Origin of the sequence: Streptomyces sp. NPDC096176 (assembly GCF_044763255.1) — a bacterium.
In the GTDB taxonomy this organism is placed as follows: domain Bacteria; phylum Actinomycetota; class Actinomycetes; order Streptomycetales; family Streptomycetaceae; genus Streptomyces.
Map to the genome: position 1 here is coordinate 145799 of NZ_JBIWFV010000010.1, position 17015 is coordinate 162813.

Below are 17015 nucleotides of genomic sequence, written 5' to 3' on the forward strand. Positions count from 1 at the left end.
CCATCAGGATCGCAAGGCTGCGCGCGCTACCCCAGCAGTTCGACCTCCGCCAGCGTCGCCGCTCCGCTCGCCACCATGCGGTAGTGCTCGTAGGCGCCCGGCTTGTCCACGTCGAAGACGCGGGTCTGCTTGTCCCACTGGAAGGACTGGCCGGACCGCTTGTCCAGGTCCGTCCACGACTGGCCGTCCTTGGAGCCCTGCAGCACCCAGCCCGACGGGGCCTTGTCCTTCGTGGCGGAGGTGAGCGTGTACTGCGCCGCCTCCGTCCCCTTGGACACCGGCAGTTCGACCGACGTGAACTCGGCCGCCGTACCCGAGGTGTTGTCCAGCAGCGGCCCGCCAGGGACGGTCACGTCGTGCCGCGGCGTGGGTGCCTTGTCGTCCTGGGTGATGGACACGGGAGCCGCGTCCTTGCCCGTGCCCCAGGCGGAGGGCTTCGGCCCCATCGCGAACTCCAGGGTGCCGCCCTTGGCCACGATCTCGTGCGGCAGGGCCGTGGAGTTCCACTTCTTGCCGTTGACCTTCAGACCCTGCACGTAGATGTTCTTCGCGCTGTTCTGCGGGGCTTTGACGATCAGCTCCCGGCCGTTCTCCAGGTGCACCGTCGCCTTGGTGAACAGGGGCGAGCCGATGGCGTACTCGCCGCTGCCCATCACCAGCGGGTAGAAGCCGAGCGCGGAGAAGAGGTACCACGCCGACTGCTCGCCGTTGTCCTCGTCGCCGTGGTAGCCCTGGCCGATCTCGCTGCCGGTGTAGAGGCGGGAGAGGACCTCGCGCACCTTCTCCTGCGTCTTCCACGGCTGGGAGGCTGCGTTGTACATGTAGGTGGCGTGGTGGGCGACCTGGTTGGAGTGGCCGTACATGCCCATCCGTACGTCACGCGCCTCCGTCATCTCGTGGATGACGCCTCCGTACGAGCCGACGAACTCGGGGCCCGCGGTCTCGGGGGTGGAGAAGTAGGTGTCGAGCTTCTCGCCGAGGCCGGCGCGGCCACCGTAGAGGTTGGCGAGGCCGCGGCTGTCCTGCGGGGCGGTGAAGGCGTAGCCCCAGCCGTTGGTCTCCGTGTAGTCGTAACCCCATACCCGGGGGTCGTACTTCGAGCTCTCCACCCGCCAGTCGCCCTTGAGGTTCCGGCCCTGGAAGAAGCCGGCCTTGGAGTCGAAGAGGGTGACGTAGTTGCGCGCCCTGCCCCGGAAGTACTCGGACTCCTCCTTGTAGCGCTCCTTCTTCGTCTTCTTGTAGAGCGACTGGCCCATCTCGGCGAGCCCGTAGTCGTTCAGGTAGCCCTCGAGCGACCAGGACAGGCCCTCGTGGGTCGAGGTGGAGGCGTAGCCGAGGAACGGCGAGGTCTCCATGCCCTTGCGTCCCACGCCGGACGACGGCGGTACGACCGTCGCGTTCTTCAGCGCCGCCTCGTACGCCGCCTTCGCGTCGAAGTCGACGCCCTTGACGTGCGCGTCGGCGAAGGCCACGTCCGAGCTGGTGCCGGTCATCAGGTCGGCGTAACCGGGTGAGGACCAGCGGGAGATCCAGCCGCCGTCCTTGTACTGCTGGACGAAGCCGTCGACCAACTCGCCCGCCTTCTTCGGGGTGAGGAAGGAGTACGCGGGCCAGGTGGTGCGGTACGTGTCCCAGAAGCCGTTGTTGACGTACACCTTGCCGTCGACGATCTTCGCGCCGGTACGGGTCGGGGTGTCGGGGCCGGCCATCGGCGAGAACGGGCTCGCGTACTGGTGCTTCGGACGCGCCTTGGTGCCGGTGTTCTCGAAGCCCGAGTTCGGGTAGAGGTACAGCCGGTACAGGCTGGAGTAGAGCGTGGTCAGCTGGTCGCGGGTGGCTCCCTCGACCTCGACCTTGCCGAGCAGCCCGTCCCACGCGTGCTGCGCCTTGTCGCGTACGCGCTCGAAGCGGGTGCCGGCCGGGATCTCGTCGGCGAGGTTCTTCCTGGCCTGGTCGACGCCGATCAGCGAGGTCGCAATCCGCAGCGTGACGGTGCGGTCCTTGCCGGCGTCGAAGCGGAGCCTGCCGGTGACGCCTTCGGAGGCCGAGTCGGTCACCGGCGCGTCGAAGACGCCGTACACGAACAGCCGCGTGGCGCCCGTGGACAGGCCGCTCTTGACGTCCGAGTACCCGGTGAAGGAGCGCGTCGCCGGGTCGAGGGTGAGGCCGCCCTCCTTGGTGACGTTGTCGAAGATGATGCTCGCGTCGTCACCGGGGTAGGTGAAGCGCATCATCGCCGCGTGGTCGGTGGGCGTCATCTCGGCCTTGAGGCCGTTCTCGAAGGTGACGCCGTAGTGGTGGGGACGGGCGGTCTCGTTCTCGTGCCGGAAGGGCAGGGCTCTCGCGGTGCGCGAGGTGTCCGGGACGCCGGCCGCGGCCGACGGCATCACCTGGAAGGTCTGCCGGTCGCCCATCCACGGGCTCGGTTCATGGCTGGTGCTGAAGGCCTGCACGGTCGGCAGGTTGTCCGCGTTGTTGCCGCGGGAGTATTCGTACAGCCAGCTCTTGGACGCGGAGTTGGTGACCGGTGTCCAGAAGTTGAAGCCGTGCGGGACGGCGGTGGCGGGGAAGGTGTTGCCCCGGGAGAACGAGCCGCTGGAGTTGGTGCCCCGGGTCGTGGAGGCGTAGTCGGAGAAATGGGCGAGCTGCCTTTCGGGTGCCTTGGGCGCGATCGTGACGTCGTCGATCCAGCCCTGGAACTTCGCCGGACCCTTGGGGGAGTCGTACGCCACCAGGATGCGGTCGACCGTCTTGCCGGCGGCGACCGTGCCGACGCCGGAGGCGACGGCGTTCCACTGGTTGACGTAGAGCCGCTTGGCGGCGCCCTGGCCCTCGGGCGTGAGCAGCCCGCCGTGCGAGTCGGTCGCGTGCAGGTCGCTGAGGTAGGTGCCGTCGGTGAAGGCGAGGTCGACGGACACGTTGGTCGCGGGGTAGTGGAGATCCGTCTCCGCCATGCCGGGGAAGATCTTGTACGACAGCTCGGTGTCCCGGTGCACGGCCACATCGACGTCGAAGACCTTGTTGTACGAGTAGGCCCGGCCGTTCGGCTTGTGGTTGCCCGCGTACTTCAGGGCGCGCCTGCCGGTGAAGCCGGCGCCCGCCTTGGCCGTGGGCGAGCCGCTCGGGCCGCGATCGACCTGGGAGCGCATGTCGTCGGCGACGGGGGTGCTGGTGTCACCGTTGGAGAACTGGACGTCGGCCAGCTGGGTGGCGTCGGAGGCGCCGTTGTTCTTGGTGATCTCCAGTCGGTAATGCGCGTACGCGGTCACCTCGGCGGGGGAGCCGATGTCGTACGTCTTCGTCTCGAAGCGCTTGGCGAACGTCTCGCCCGAGCGGGAGTCGAGAACGGTCCATGTCCTGCCGTCGGTGGAGCCCTTGAGCGTCCAGTCCTCGGGGTCGCGCTCGGCGTGGTCGTTGGCCGACGTCATCGCGTAGGTGGCGACCTTGACGGGTTCGTCGGTGTCGAACTCGATCCAGGCGGTCGGCTCGAATGCGAGCCACTTGCTGGTGGACAGCAGATCGACGAGGTTCTCCTTGGTCTCACCTCCGCCGGTGTTCTCGCCACTGGCGCGCAACTCGGTCACTTTGTCGGTGACATTGCCCGGAATTCCGCTGGAGAAGCCGCCATCGACGCCCGATGACCGCTTCTTTCCGTCGGTGCCGACTTCCACGGCATTACGCCAGTCCGGCTGGGCTTCGTCCGATTCGAAGGACGACCTGAATTCCCGGTCTGCCGAGGGCTTCTGGCCGGGCTCGGAGGGCAGGGCGACGGCGGCGGAAGGGGCCGTCAACACGAGCATGGAAGCGGTCACCACGAGGGTGACCGCGCTGAATTGTCTGGGCCGGGGTCTCGTTCTGGGCTGCATCCCGGGTCTTCCTCCAGGGGAAGTCAGGTTGGACAACGTTGTCAGACGCGAAGCGCAGGCTCCAGTAGGGAGGCAAGTGTCATACGGTGTCAAGGGTGTTGACGCAGTGGCACGGCCGGAATCCGGTATTCCGCGAACAATGCGGTGGCCGTAAGGGTGCTTTCGGGGCTCATGGGTCCGCGAGGTCTCAACTCGGGAAAGATGGCCACCCAACCTTGCATTTGATCTTGCTCACACGACCGGAAGTGGACTATACCTGTCGGGTCCGCATAGCCGTTCCACGTGGCTGCGGGCCAGGGGGGACGGGGGCGACGGACGCGTGCCGAGCACGTGGCCGCCGACCGCAGAAACACCGTTCCCGCTGTCAGCCGTGCACGACCCAAGCTTCCAATTGAGTTTCCCTTCGGGAAACACAGCAACTGAACGCGGTGGCGGGGCCCTTCGCCTGAGGCGAGAAGGTTACGGGCGACCGGTACACCGCCTGAGTCCTGGAGAAGGCGAGGACTTGAGCATGGGATCCACCTCCGCCCACAACAACGAGGGTGTCGGCCGTCGCGCGCTGATCAAGCGTTCTGCCGCGCTCGGCCTGCTCACGATTCCGACGATGAGCTTCCTGTCCGCCTGCGCGAGCGGCGACGGCGGCACGGACAAAAAGGTCGAGAAGGGCGAGAAGACCGCCAAGAACCCGCTCGGCGTCAATGACACGGCCCAGCTGGAAGTCGTCATCTTCGACGGCGGCTTCGGCACGCAGTACGCCAAGGACGCCGTCGCGGTCTACCAGAAGAACTTCCCCAAGGCCCCCAAGGTCAAGTTCTCCGCGACGCAGAAGATCCAGTCCGTCCTGCAGCCGCGCTTCAATCAGGGCAGCCCGCCGGACCTGATCGACAACTCCGGCGCGGAGCAGATGGACATGGGCGTCCTGGTCGGCAAGAAGCAGCTCGCCGACCTCACCCCGCTGCTCGACGCCCCGTCGGTCGACGACCCGGGCAAGAAGGTCCGCGACACGCTGCGCCCCGGCATCGTCGAGATGGGCCAGTTCGACGGCGACCCCGTCTGGATCTTCTACTACGCGTACACCGTGTACGGCGTGTGGTACTCCCAGAAGGCCCTCGACAGCCTGGACGCCACGTACCCGGAGACCTGGGACGACATGCTGGCCGTCTGCGAGAAGGCCAAGAAGAAGGGCATCGCGGGCTGGACGTACGCGGGCAAGCACCCGTACTACATCCCCTTCTCGCTCTACCCGATGATCGCCAAGGTCGGCGGCCGCGAAGTCATGGACGCCATCGACAACCTCGAGCCCAACGCCTGGAAGCACCCGGCGGTCAAGGCCTGCTTCGAGGCCTACTACGAGCTCTACAAGAAGGGCTACATCCTCAAGGGCACTCCGGGCCTGGACCACATCCAGTCCCAGACCGCCTGGACCGAGGGCAAGGCGCTCTTCATCCCCAACGGCTCGTGGGTGGAGAACGAGGCGGCGAAGACCATGCCGAAGGACTTCAACCTCGCGGTCTCCGCGCCCAGCGGCCTCGACAGCTCGGACAAGATGCCGTTCGGCACCATGTGGGCGTCCGGCGGTGAGCCCTTCATCGTCCCGGCGAAGGCCAAGAACCCCGACGGCGGCATGGAGCAGCTGCGCATCATGCTCAGCGAGGCGTCGTCGAAGAACTTCACCTCACAGGTCAAGTCGCTGACGGCGTTCAACGGAGGCACCGACGGCATCGAGCTGACGCCGGGTCTGAAGTCGGGTGTCGCCGCGCTCGAGAAGGCCGGCGAGAACGTGGTGAACCCGCGTCTCCAGGACTGGTACGTCGCCCTCCAGAAGGAGAAGATCGGCGTGGCCGGTCTCGGTGAGATGATGGCAGGCCGCCTCACCCCGGCCGAGGCGATCAAGAAGATCCAGGCCTTCGCCGACGAGGCCGCCAAGGACGACTCCATCAAGCACTACAAGCACCAGTGAGCACGCGTCACCAGCGGCGGCTGCGACGACAGGATCGGGGTCGGTAGGCATGCAGCACGGCAAGTACCGTTTCATCGTGGGGTTCCTGGCCATGCCCCTGGCGTTGTACGCACTCTTCGTCATCTGGCCGTTCATCCAGTCCATCTACTACTCGTTCACGGACTGGACGGGACTGAGCCCCGACTTCAAGATGGTCGGTTTCGACAACTTCAGCAGGATGCTGGAGGACGACATCTTCTGGAAGTCGCTGCAACACAGCCTGACCTTCGCCCTGCTGCTGCCGCTGGTGACGCTCAGCCTGGCACTGTTCTTCGCCTTCATGCTCAACGTCGGCGGCCGGCACCGTAGGAACGGCAAGGCCGCCGGCGCCGTGAGCGGTGTCCGGGGATCGTCCTTCTACAAGATCGTTTACTTCTTCCCGCAGGTGCTCTCGATCGCGATCGTCGCGCTGCTCTTCCAGTTCGCCTACAACCCGAACAGCGGCGCGATCAACTCGGCCCTCAATGCGGTCGGTCTGGACAGCATCCAGCCGGTCTGGCTGGGTGACCCCGATCTGGCCCTGTGGTGTGTGATGGCGGTCCTGATCTGGAGCACCGTCGGATTCTTCGTGGTGCTGTTCTCCGCCGGAATGGCCTCCATCCCGAACGACTTCTACGAGGCCGCGCTGCTCGACGGCGCCAGCCGCATCACCACCTTCTTCAAGATCACCCTGCCGCTGCTGTGGGACACGGTGCAGTCCGGCTGGGTCTACATGGGCATCCTGGCGCTCGGCGCCGAGTCCTTCGCGGTCGTACAGATCATGACCGTCGGCCCGAACGGCGGCGGCCCCGACTACTCGACCATCGTGATGCCGCTGTACGTGTACCAGAAGGCCTTCCGCGACGGTCAGGCCGCCTACGCAACGACGATCGGTGTCGCCCTGCTCATCGTCACGCTGCTCTTCGCGGCGGTCGTGATGCGGCTGGGCCGGCGCGAGCGGCTGGAGTACTGACATGAAGACCACCCAATCCCCTCCGGTCGGCATCTCCGAAGGCGGCGGCGACGGTCCCGTGGCCAAGACGGCCGGCACCGAACCACAGCCGCGTCGCAGGAGTGGCGGTCAGGGCCGGGTTCTCAACGCCTTCTCGCACGGCATCCTGATCCTCTGGGCGTTCATGGTCGTCATGCCGCTGCTGTGGGCGGTGATGACGTCCTTCAAGGACGACCGGTCCATCTTCACCTCGCCGTGGGCGCTGCCGGACAAGCTGCACTTCGAGAACTGGTCGCGCGCCTGGACCGAGGCGCACATGAGCGACTACTTCCTGAACACCGTTCTGGTGGTCGGCGGCTCGCTGGTGGGCACCCTGCTGCTGGGCTCCATGGCGGCCTATGTGCTCGCGCGCTTCGACTTCCCCGGGAACCGGTTCATCTACTTCCTCTTCATCGGAGGAATGAGCTTCCCGATCATCCTGGCGCTGGTCCCGCTGTTCTACGTCATGAACAACATGGCGCTGCTGAACACGATCCACGGGCTGATCCTGGTCTACATCGCCTACTCGCTGCCGTTCACCGTCTTCTTCCTGACCGCCTTCTTCCGCACCCTGCCGACCTCGGTGGCGGAAGCGGCGTTCATGGACGGCGCCTCGCACACCAGGACCTACTTCCAGGTGATGCTCCCGATGGCCAAGCCGGGGCTGATCAGCGTCGCCATCTTCAATTTCCTCGGCCAGTGGAACCAGTACATGCTGCCGACGGTGCTCAACACCGACGAGAGCAAGAAGGTGCTCTCCCAGGGCCTGGTGCAGCTGGCGGTGAGCCAGGGCTACAAGGGCGACTGGTCGGGCCTCTTCGCCGGCCTGGTGATGGCGATGCTCCCGGTGCTTGCCGCGTACATCATCTTCCAGCGGCAGGTGGTCGCCGGGCTCACCGCGGGGGCGCTCAAGTAAAGGGGGCCTCAAAGCAAGGGGCACCGCTACCGGACGCCCGTCCGTCGCGCAGCCGCGCGACGGACGGGCGTTTCCCGTAATGGCTGTGCGGTTTCACCCCGGGGAGGCGCGGCGCTCAACAGAGTTTCACCCCGCTCAAGGTCTTGACGGGATAAGCCCCAAAAGGGTCAGCTTAGGGTTCATAAGTTGGAGAGAAGCCGGGGCCCTGGATGCTCCGGCCGGGGGCGGTCGTCGCGCCGCCCACCGGGGGCAGGAGTGGATGGGTCAATGGAGACTCCGGGATCGCAGACATCTCTGCACCGGGCCAATCTCGAGCGGGTCGTGCGCGCGGTGCGCATGGCCGGCTCGCTCACGCAGGCGGAGATCGCGCGGAGCACCGGCCTCTCCGCGGCCACCGTCTCCAACATCGTGCGTGAGCTGAAGGACGGCGGCACGGTCGAGGTGACACCCACCTCGGCGGGCGGCCGGCGGGCCCGCAGCGTCTCCCTCAGCGGCGACGCCGGCATCGTGATCGGCGTCGACTTCGGCCACACCCACCTGCGCGTAGCCATCGGCAACCTCGCCCACCAGGTGCTCGCGGAAGAGGCGGAGCCGCTCGATGTGGACGCCTCCTCCGCGCAGGGCTTCGGCCGGGCGGAAGCGCTGGTCAACCGGCTGATCGAGGCGACGGGGATCGGCCCGGACAAGGTCATCGGCGTGGGGCTCGGCGTGCCGGGCCCCATCGACGTGGAGTCCGGCACGCTGGGCTCCACGGCGATCCTGCCGGGCTGGACCGGCATCAACCCCAGCAAGGAGCTCTCCGCCCGTCTGGGCGTGCCGGTGTACGTCGACAACGACGCCAACCTCGGTGCCCTCGGCGAGCTGGTCTGGGGCAGCGGCCGCGGGGTCAAGGACCTCGCGTACATCAAGGTGGCCAGCGGTGTCGGCGCCGGCCTCGTGATAGACGGGCAGATCTACCGGGGTCCCGGCGGCACGGCCGGGGAGATCGGGCACATCACGCTGGACGAGTCGGGCCCTGTCTGCCGCTGCGGCAACCGCGGCTGCCTGGAGACCTTCGCCGCCGCCCGGTACGTGCTCCCGCTGCTGCAGTCCAGCCACGGGGCCGAACTGACCATGGAGCGCGTCGTGCAGCTCGCCCGCGAGGGAGACCCCGGCTGCCGCCGTGTGGTGGCCGACGTGGGCCGCCACATCGGCAGCGGCGTGGCGAACCTCTGCAATCTCCTGAACCCCAGCCGGGTGGTCCTCGGCGGCGATCTGGCGGAAGCTGGAGAGTTGGTACTCGGGCCCATCCGCGAGTCCGTTTCGCGTTACGCCATCCCCAGCGCGGCGAGGCAGCTCTCGGTGGCTCCGGGTGCCCTCGGCGGACGCGCCGAGGTGCTGGGAGCGCTCGCTCTCGTACTCAGCGAGATGGGCGATTCGACGCTTTTGCAGGGGCTTGACGGGGCGTTGCCGGTCGGCGCACCCGCCTTCACTTAGATAACGAATGGCACCGTTGTCATCTCGTTAAGGATTTACTCCTTGACGCTGGCTGCGGGGCCGAGTTGACTTCCAGCCACCTCGGCCGCAACGACGCGGCCTCGTCAGGGAGGTTTCTCATCGTGAACGCACATCTGCGTCGTGCCGCCGTTGCTGTCGCTGCCTCTGCGATGGCTGTCTCGCTTGCCGCGTGCGGCAAGGCCGGGGACGCGGGCGAGAGCACCAGTGAGTCCAGCCCCAAGAAGGGCAACGACATCACGATCGGCCTGCTCCTTCCGGAGAACCAGACCGCTCGTTACGAGAAGTTCGACAAGCCGCTCATCGAGAAGAAGATCAGCGAGCTCACGGACGGCAAGGCCAAGGTCGTCTACGCCAACGCCAAGCAGGACGCCACGCTGCAGACGCAGCAGGTGGACACCATGATCACCAACAAGGTGGACGCCCTGATCGTGGACGCGGTCGACTCCAAGGCCATCGCGGGCGGTGTGAAGAAGGCCAAGGAGGCCGGTATCCCGGTCGTGGCCTTCGACCGCCTCGCCGAAGGCCCGATCGACGCCTACACCTCGTTCGACAACGAAGAGGTGGGCCACGTCCAGGGCAAGGCCCTGCTCGAGGCCCTCGGCGACAAGGCCAAGGACGGCCAGATCGTCATGATGAACGGTGCCATCACCGACCCGAACGCCGCCCTGTTCAAGAAGGGCGCGAAGGCCGAGCTCGACGGCAAGGTCACCATCGGGAAGGAGTACGACACCAAGGAGTGGAAGCCGGAGAACGCCAACGCCAACATGGAGGCCGCGATCTCGGCCCTCGGCAAGGACAAGATCATCGGCGTCTACTCCGCCAACGACGGCATGGCGGGCGGCATCATCACCGCCCTGAAGTCGGCCGGCTTCTCCAAGCTCCCCCCGGTCACCGGCCAGGACGCCGAGATCGCGGGCGTGCAGCGCATCGTCGCCGGCGAGCAGTTCATGAGCGTCTACAAGCCGTACGCGCCGGAGGCCGCCGCCGCCGCCGAGATGGCCGTCGCGCTCGCCAAGGGCGAGTCGCTCGACTCGATCGCCAAGGAGAAGGTCGACAGCCCCACCACGAAGGGCATCCCGTCGGTCCTCGTCCCGGTCGTCTCGCTGACCAAGGACAACATCCAGGACACTGTCGTCAAGGACGGCGTCTACACGGTCGCCGAGATCTGCACCCCGAAGTTCAAGGCCGCGTGTGACCAGTTGGGCCTGAAGTAAGGCCGCATGCCGGAGCCCCGGTCCCCCCGGCGCTCCGGCCTCTGTCCGGGACGGTTCCCGTCCCCACAGAAACCTTCCGGTGCCCCACCCCGCCATCCAGCCCCCGCCGCAGGGCGGGGCACCGGTCGGAACACTCGCGCAAGTCCAGTCTGCTCAACCTTCCGCGCCACCTTCCCCCGGCGCGGCATCCCCGCCGGTCAGGCGGCGAAGGAGATGGTTCACGTGTCCGCTACGCCCGTGTTGGCGTTGCGCGGGGTCTCCAAGCGGTTCGGTGCCGTCCAGGCGCTCACCGACGTAGAGCTTGAGGTCCACGCCGGTGAGGTGGTCGCCCTGGTCGGCGACAACGGCGCCGGAAAGTCCACGCTGGTCAAGACGATCGCCGGCGTGCATCCCATCGATGAAGGCGCCATCGAGTGGGAGGGCAAGAAGGTCTCGATCAACCGGCCGCACGATGCCCAGAACCTCGGCATCGCGACGGTCTACCAGGACCTCGCGCTGTGCGACAACATCGACGTCGTCGGCAACCTCTACCTCGGCCGGGAGCTGCGCAAGCGCGGTGTCCTCGACGAGGTCGAGATGGAGCGACGAGCCCTCGAACTGCTGAAGACGCTGTCGATCCGGATCCCGAGTGTCCGTATCCCGATCGCCTCGCTCTCCGGCGGTCAGCGTCAGACCGTGGCCATCGCCCGGTCGATGCTCGGCGAGCCCAAGCTCGTCATTCTCGACGAGCCCACCGCCGCTCTCGGTGTCGAGCAGACCGCACAGGTGCTCGACCTCGTGGAGCGGCTGCGGGAGCGAGGCCACGCCGTCATCCTCATCAGCCACAACATGGCCGACGTCAAGGCGGTCGCGGACAAGGTCGCCGTGCTCCGGCTGGGCCGGAACAACGGTGTCTTCGAGGTCAAGTCGACCTCGCAGGAAGAAATCATCTCCGCCATCACCGGTGCCACGGACAACGCCGTGACCCGCCGTGCGGCGCGCAACGCGGAGGTTTCCAAGTGAGCATCGACAAGACCTCCGCCCCAGTCGAGACCCCGGTCGGCAACCCGGACGCCGCGCACGACGCGGTGACCGCGGTCGACCCCCGGCTGCTGGTACGCGAGCAGGGCCTCAAGGGTTACCTGGCCGAGTTCAGGCGCAAGATGCACGCCGGTGACCTCGGGTCGATCCCGGTCGTCGTCGGACTGATCGTCATCGCGGTGATCTTCCAGAGCATGAACTCGCAGTTCCTCTCGGCTGAGAACCTCAACAACATCGCCGTCACCATGGTCGCCACCGGCATGATGGCCGTCGGCATCATCTTCGTGCTGCTGCTCGGCGAGATCGACCTGTCGGTCGGCTCGGTCAGTGGTGTCTCCGGTGCGCTCGTCGCCGTCCTGAGCGTCACGCACGGGATGAACGAATGGCTCGCCCTGGTCGTCGCCCTCGTCAGCGGCGCGGCCATCGGCGCGCTGCACGGTTTCTTCTTCGCCAAGATCGGCGCCCCCGCGTTCGCCGTGACCCTGGCCGGCCTGCTGTTCTGGCTGGGCTTCATGCTCCAGCTGCTCGGTGAGAACGGCACCATCAACCTGGACGGCGAGGGTGTCGTCGGTCAGCTGACGACGTACTACTTCTCGGACATCGCGGCCGCCTACGGGCTCGCCGCCGTCGCCGTGGCCGCGTTCTTCCTGTCGTCCTTCTTCGACAACCGCCGTCGCGCCGCCGCCGGCATCCCGTCCCGGCCGCTGTCCGACACCGTGATGCGCACGGTGATCCTCGGCGTCATCGCCTTCGCCGCCGCGGCCATGTTCAACCAGTACAAGGGCCTGCCCCTGGCGCTGGTGCTGTTCCTGGTGGTCCTCGTGATCACCGACTTCGTGCTCCGCCGTACCGCGTACGGCCGCAAGATCTTCGCGCTCGGCGGCAGCGTCGAGGCCTCCCGCCGCGCTGGTATCAACGTCACCGCGGTACGGATCTCGGTCTTCGCGCTGGCGGGCCTGTTCGCGGCCGTCGGCGGTCTGTTCTGGGCGTCCAAGATCGCGGCGGCCAACCAGAGCGCCGGCGCGGGCGACCTGCTGATGAACGTCATCGCCGCGGCCGTCATCGGCGGCACCAGCCTCTTCGGCGGCCGGGGCCGCACCTGGAACGCCCTGCTGGGCGTCATGGTGATCGTCTCGATCCAGTACGGCCTGGCCCTTGAGGGCATTGCCACACCGATCCAGTACATGATCACCGGTGGTGTCCTGCTGGCGACCGTCGTCATCGACTCCGTCACCCGCAAGACGCAGAAGACCGCAGGTCGCGCATAGTACGACCACGCAGTGCCCGGCGCCGCTCGACGGTGCCGGGCACTGCTGCGTCCGTGTCATGGGGCGACCCGTGACGCGTAATGGGCGTGACACAAGACGCACCGCCCGATGACCGAGCGCGCTCGAGGAACATTAGACTCGGGCGGGATCAGCTCAGACTCGATCAGCTCGAATGCAGCTCGAATGCAAGGAGGCACGGGTGGCACTGCTTTCCCGTATCAGGGGACCGCGCGACCTGGACCGGCTCGGCCCGGAGCAGTTGGAGCAGCTGGCAGCAGAGATCCGGACCTTCCTGGTGGACGCCGTCTCCAAGACCGGCGGACACCTCGGACCCAATCTCGGCGTGGTCGAGCTGACCATCGCGCTCCACCGTGTCTTCGACTCCCCCAAGGACAAGGTCCTCTGGGACACCGGGCACCAGAGCTACGTCCACAAGCTGCTCACCGGCCGCCAGGACTTCTCCAAGCTCAAGATGAAGGGCGGCCTCTCCGGCTACCCCTCGCAGGCCGAGTCCGAGCACGACATCATCGAGAACTCGCACGCCTCCACCGTGCTCGGCTGGGCCGACGGCCTCGCCAAGGCCAACGAGGTGCTGGAGAAGGACGACCACGTCGTCGCCGTCATCGGCGACGGCGCTCTCACCGGCGGCATGGCTTGGGAGGCGCTCAACAACATCGCGGCCGCCAAGGACCGCCCGCTCGTCATCGTCGTCAACGACAACGAGCGCTCGTACGCCCCCACCATCGGAGGCCTGGCCAACCACCTCGCCACCCTGCGCACCACCGACGGCTACGAGCGCTTCCTCGCCCGCGGCAAGGACATCCTCGAGCGCACCCCCGTCGTAGGGAAGCCGCTCTACGGCACCCTGCACGGCGCCAAGAAGGGCCTGAAGGACTTCATCGCCCCGCAGGGCATGTTCGAGGACCTCGGCCTGAAGTACGTCGGCCCCATCGACGGCCACGACATCGAGGCGCTCGAGTCGGCTCTCGCCCGCGCCAAGCGCTTCGGCGGCCCGGTCATCGTGCACTGCCTCACCGAGAAGGGCCGTGGCTACCAGCCGGCCCTGCAGGACGACGCGGACCGCTTCCACGCCGTCGGCAAGATCCACCCCGACACGGGCCTGCCGATCTCCAGCTCCGGTCTCGACTGGACCTCCGTGTTCGGCGAGGAGATGGTCAAGCTCGGCAAGGAGCGCGAGGACATCGTCGCCATCACGGCCGCGATGCTCCAGCCCGTCGGCCTCGACAAATTCGCCAAGGCCTTCCCCGACCGGGTCTACGACGTCGGCATCGCCGAGCAGCACGGCGCGGTCTCCGCGGCCGGTCTTGCCACCGGCGGGGTGCACCCGGTGTTCGCCGTCTACGCGACGTTCCTCAACCGCGCCTTCGACCAGGTCCTCATGGACGTGGCCCTGCACAAGTGTGGGGTGACCTTCGTACTGGACCGGGCCGGCGTGACCGGCACCGACGGCGCGTCGCACAACGGTATGTGGGACATGTCGATCCTTCAGGTCGTCCCGGGCCTGCGGATTGCCGCGCCGCGCGACGCCGACCAGGTCCGCGCCCAACTGCGCGAGGCCGTCGACGTCGATGACGCGCCGACCGTGGTCCGCTTCTCCAAGGGTGCGGTCGGACCCGCCGTCAAGGCCGTCGGCAAGGCCGGCGGCATGGACGTCCTGCGTCACGCGGAGGCCGAGCGCCCCGACGTTCTGCTCGTCTCCGTCGGCGCCCTTGCGCCCATGTGCCTCGAGATCGCGGATCTGCTGGACGCCCAGGGCATCTCGACCACGGTTGTCGACCCCCGATGGGTCAAGCCCGTCGACGAGGCACTCGTGCCGCTCGCCGAGCGGCACCGCGTCGTCGTCACGGTCGAGGACAACAGCAGGGTCGGCGGCGTGGGCTCCACGATCGCCCAGGCGCTGCGCGACGCGGGCGTCGACGTGCCGCTGCGGGACTTCGGTATCCCGCCGCGTTTCCTCGACCATGCCTCCCGCAAGGAGGTCATGGCGGAGATCGGTCTGACCGCGCCGGACATCGCCCGTCAGGTCACCGGCCTGGTCTCCAAGCTCGACGGCCGTATCGACAGCGAAGCGGTCGAGCCCGCGCGCGACTGAACCACCGACACCCCACGCGAGCGCCCCGTGAACAAAGGGGGCCGATCGTGTGCAGAAAGTGCCGACACCGGGCCGGAGGGTCACCCTGTAAGGGTGGTCCCTCCGGCCCATTCGGTTGAACCCCATCCGTTACGGCACCCCATGGACCACTTACCGTCCCGATCATTGCGGGGACGACAAGCGTGGAGGTGCAATGGTGAGCACAGATACAGAGCCCCCGGGCGGTAAGGGCGGCGTCTTCCGTACCAAAACTGTCGAGCAGTCGATCAGGGACACGGAGGAGCCGGAGCACGCACTCAAGAAATCCCTCTCCGCCGTCGACCTCACGGTCTTCGGCGTGGGTGTCATCATCGGCACCGGCATCTTCGTCCTGACGGGTATCGCGGCCCGGAACAACGCCGGACCGGCCACCGCCCTCTCCTTCGTGGCAGCGGGCGTCGTCTGCGCCCTCGCCGCACTCTGCTACGCGGAGTTCGCGTCCACCGTGCCGGTGGCCGGTTCGGCGTACACGTTCTCGTACGCCTCGATCGGCGAATTGCCCGCCTGGATCATCGGCTGGGACCTGGTCCTCGAATTCGCTCTCGGCACGGCCGTGGTAGCTGTCGGCTGGTCCGGGTACGTGCGCCACCTCATGGCGACCAACCTCGGCTGGGACATGCCGGTCGCGCTGTCGGGGCCCGACGAAGGCGGAACCTTCGACCTGCTGGCCTTCCTGCTCGTCCTCGCGCTGACCGCCATCCTGGTCGTCGGGACGAAGCTCTCGGCCCGGATCACGGCGATCGTGGTCGCGGTCAAGGTCACCGTGGTGCTCATGGTCATCGTCGCCGGTCTGTTCTTCATCAAGGCCGACAACTACTCCCCGTTCGTTCCCCCGGCCGAGCCGCAGCCCGCCGGCGGCGGTCTCCACGCGCCGCTGATCCAGGTGCTCTTCGGCTACGAGCCCACCAACTTCGGCGTCATGGGCATCTTCACCGCGGCCTCCCTCGTCTTCTTCGCCTTCATCGGCTTCGATGTCGTCGCCACCGCCGCCGAGGAGACGAGGAACCCCCAGCGGGACATGCCGCGCGGCATCCTCGGCTCGCTGTTGATCTGCACGGTGCTCTACGTGGCGGTGACGCTGGTGGTCACCGGTATGCAGCACTACAGGGAGATGTCGGCGACCGCCCCGCTCGCCGACGCCTTCAAGTCCGTGGACCAACCCTTCTTCGCGGGTGCCATCAGCGTCGGCGCGGCCGTCGGCCTCATCACCGTCTCCATGATCCTGCTGCTCGGCCAGACCCGGGTGTTCTTCGCGATGAGCCGTGACGGACTGCTGCCGCGCTTCTTCTCCGTCACCCACCCGAAGTTCCGCACTCCCTACCGGGCGACCCTTGTGCTCGGAGTGGTGATCGCCGTCGTGGCGGGCTTCACCAGCCTCGAGAAGCTCGCGGAACTGGTGAACATCGGAACGCTCTTCGCCTTCGTCGTCGTGGCGCTGGGCGTCATCATCCTCCGCCGCACCCGGCCCGACCTGCACCGCGCCTTCCGTACCCCGTGGGTACCGGCGATCCCGATCCTGTCGATCGCGGCCTCGCTCTGGCTCATGCTCAACCTGCCGACCGAGACCTGGATCCGGTTCGGCACCTGGATGCTGATCGGCGTCGTCGTGTACTACATCTATGGCCGCAGCCACAGCCGTCTCGGCCGCCAGGGAGCCGACGCCGAGTTCTAGGGCCCTTATGCCCCCTCGCTGTCCGGTGGGCGCACGGCGCGCGGGCCCACGCACCGCGCGCCGTGCGCCTCGGCACGCCGCCGCAGCTCCCGGTCCGCGGTGACGACCACGCACGTACGGCCCGCCGCCGCCCGCACGGTCTCGACGATCAGGTCGTCGCCGCTGCCGTCCGCCGCCTCCACCCTGACGCCCGGCACCGAGCTCACCCCGCGGGCAGCGCCCTCCACCACGAGCACGATCTCCAGTGGCCCGGGCCAACCGTCCACCCCGACCGGGGCCACCGCGACCAACCGGTCACGCAACCGCTCCGCGGCCCCGCGCCGGTCGCGCCACCAGCCGTCGGGGGTCGAACCGACGACGTTGGCGCCGTCGACGACAAGAAGTGTGTCCATGGGATCAGCGTCGCAGGTGCCGGGGGCCATGGGAGCCCAGCACCACTAT

Annotated in this window: 11 protein-coding genes; 9 read left to right on the forward strand and 2 right to left on the reverse strand. The window is 67.5% G+C overall.

Annotation, left to right across the window (positions count from 1 at the left end; all coding sequences use genetic code 11):
* Nucleotides 1-26: 26 nt before the first annotated feature.
* Nucleotides 27-3800 (reverse strand): GH92 family glycosyl hydrolase, encoded by a 3774-nt coding sequence (locus tag ACIQ7Q_RS26210; protein WP_403866866.1) that lies wholly within the window; start codon nucleotides 3798-3800, stop codon nucleotides 27-29.
* A 577-nt stretch (nucleotides 3801-4377) separates the two neighbouring features.
* Here ACIQ7Q_RS26210 and ngcE point away from each other — a divergent pair.
* The 9 genes from ngcE (at nucleotide 4378) to ACIQ7Q_RS26255 (ending at nucleotide 16574) form a co-directional block, all read left to right on the forward strand.
* On the forward strand, nucleotides 4378-5826 hold the full coding sequence (gene ngcE / locus ACIQ7Q_RS26215; protein ID WP_403866869.1) for an N-acetylglucosamine/diacetylchitobiose ABC transporter substrate-binding protein: 1449 nt from the start codon (nucleotides 4378-4380) through the stop codon (nucleotides 5824-5826).
* A 49-nt stretch (nucleotides 5827-5875) separates the two neighbouring features.
* Nucleotides 5876-6817 (forward strand): carbohydrate ABC transporter permease, encoded by a 942-nt coding sequence (locus tag ACIQ7Q_RS26220; protein ID WP_403866871.1) that lies wholly within the window; start codon nucleotides 5876-5878, stop codon nucleotides 6815-6817.
* 1 nt (nucleotide 6818) lies between these two features.
* Entirely contained in the window at nucleotides 6819-7751 is a 933-nt protein-coding gene (locus ACIQ7Q_RS26225) for a carbohydrate ABC transporter permease (protein ID WP_403866874.1), read from the forward strand.
* A gap of 267 nt (nucleotides 7752-8018) precedes the next feature.
* Nucleotides 8019-9227 carry an ROK family protein gene (locus ACIQ7Q_RS26230; RefSeq protein ID WP_403866877.1) on the forward strand — a complete coding sequence of 403 codons (1209 nt, stop codon included), beginning with the start codon at nucleotides 8019-8021 and terminating at the stop codon, nucleotides 9225-9227.
* A 122-nt stretch (nucleotides 9228-9349) separates the two neighbouring features.
* Nucleotides 9350-10462 (forward strand): substrate-binding domain-containing protein, encoded by a 1113-nt coding sequence (locus ACIQ7Q_RS26235; RefSeq protein WP_403866880.1) that lies wholly within the window; start codon nucleotides 9350-9352, stop codon nucleotides 10460-10462.
* A 213-nt stretch (nucleotides 10463-10675) separates the two neighbouring features.
* Nucleotides 10676-11464, forward strand: a complete 789-nt coding sequence (locus ACIQ7Q_RS26240) for an ATP-binding cassette domain-containing protein (protein WP_403866883.1) — start codon at nucleotides 10676-10678, stop codon at nucleotides 11462-11464.
* On the forward strand, nucleotides 11461-12750 hold the full coding sequence (locus tag ACIQ7Q_RS26245) for a sugar ABC transporter permease (protein ID WP_403866886.1): 1290 nt from the start codon (nucleotides 11461-11463) through the stop codon (nucleotides 12748-12750). Before ACIQ7Q_RS26240 ends, ACIQ7Q_RS26245 begins: the two co-directional genes overlap by 4 nt.
* 199 nt (nucleotides 12751-12949) lie before the next feature.
* A complete protein-coding gene (dxs, locus tag ACIQ7Q_RS26250) occupies nucleotides 12950-14863 on the forward strand; it encodes a 1-deoxy-D-xylulose-5-phosphate synthase (RefSeq protein WP_403866889.1) in 1914 nt (637 codons plus the stop codon).
* 193 nt (nucleotides 14864-15056) lie between these two features.
* Nucleotides 15057-16574, forward strand: a complete 1518-nt coding sequence (locus tag ACIQ7Q_RS26255) for an amino acid permease (RefSeq protein ID WP_403866892.1) — start codon at nucleotides 15057-15059, stop codon at nucleotides 16572-16574.
* Between the two features lie 5 nt (nucleotides 16575-16579).
* Here the strand turns inward: ACIQ7Q_RS26255 and ACIQ7Q_RS26260 are convergent, their stop codons facing one another.
* Nucleotides 16580-16966: an NTP pyrophosphohydrolase gene (locus ACIQ7Q_RS26260; RefSeq protein ID WP_403866894.1), complete on the reverse strand. Its 387-nt coding sequence runs from the start codon at nucleotides 16964-16966 to the stop codon at nucleotides 16580-16582.
* Between the last annotated feature and the right edge of the window lie 49 nt (nucleotides 16967-17015).

Coding starts and splice junctions, on each gene's coding strand:
- ACIQ7Q_RS26210 (WP_403866866.1), bottom strand. CDS start 3,800: ATGCTCGTGTTGACGGCCCCTTCCGCCGCCGTCGCCCTGCCCTCCGAG.
- ngcE (WP_403866869.1), top strand. CDS start 4,378: ATGGGATCCACCTCCGCCCACAACAACGAGGGTGTCGGCCGTCGCGCG.
- ACIQ7Q_RS26220 (WP_403866871.1), top strand. CDS start 5,876: ATGCAGCACGGCAAGTACCGTTTCATCGTGGGGTTCCTGGCCATGCCC.
- ACIQ7Q_RS26225 (WP_403866874.1), top strand. CDS start 6,819: ATGAAGACCACCCAATCCCCTCCGGTCGGCATCTCCGAAGGCGGCGGC.
- ACIQ7Q_RS26230 (WP_403866877.1), top strand. CDS start 8,019: ATGGAGACTCCGGGATCGCAGACATCTCTGCACCGGGCCAATCTCGAG.
- ACIQ7Q_RS26240 (WP_403866883.1), top strand. CDS start 10,676: ATGGTTCACGTGTCCGCTACGCCCGTGTTGGCGTTGCGCGGGGTCTCC.
- ACIQ7Q_RS26255 (WP_403866892.1), top strand. CDS start 15,057: ATGGTGAGCACAGATACAGAGCCCCCGGGCGGTAAGGGCGGCGTCTTC.
- ACIQ7Q_RS26260 (WP_403866894.1), bottom strand. CDS start 16,966: ATGGACACACTTCTTGTCGTCGACGGCGCCAACGTCGTCGGTTCGACC.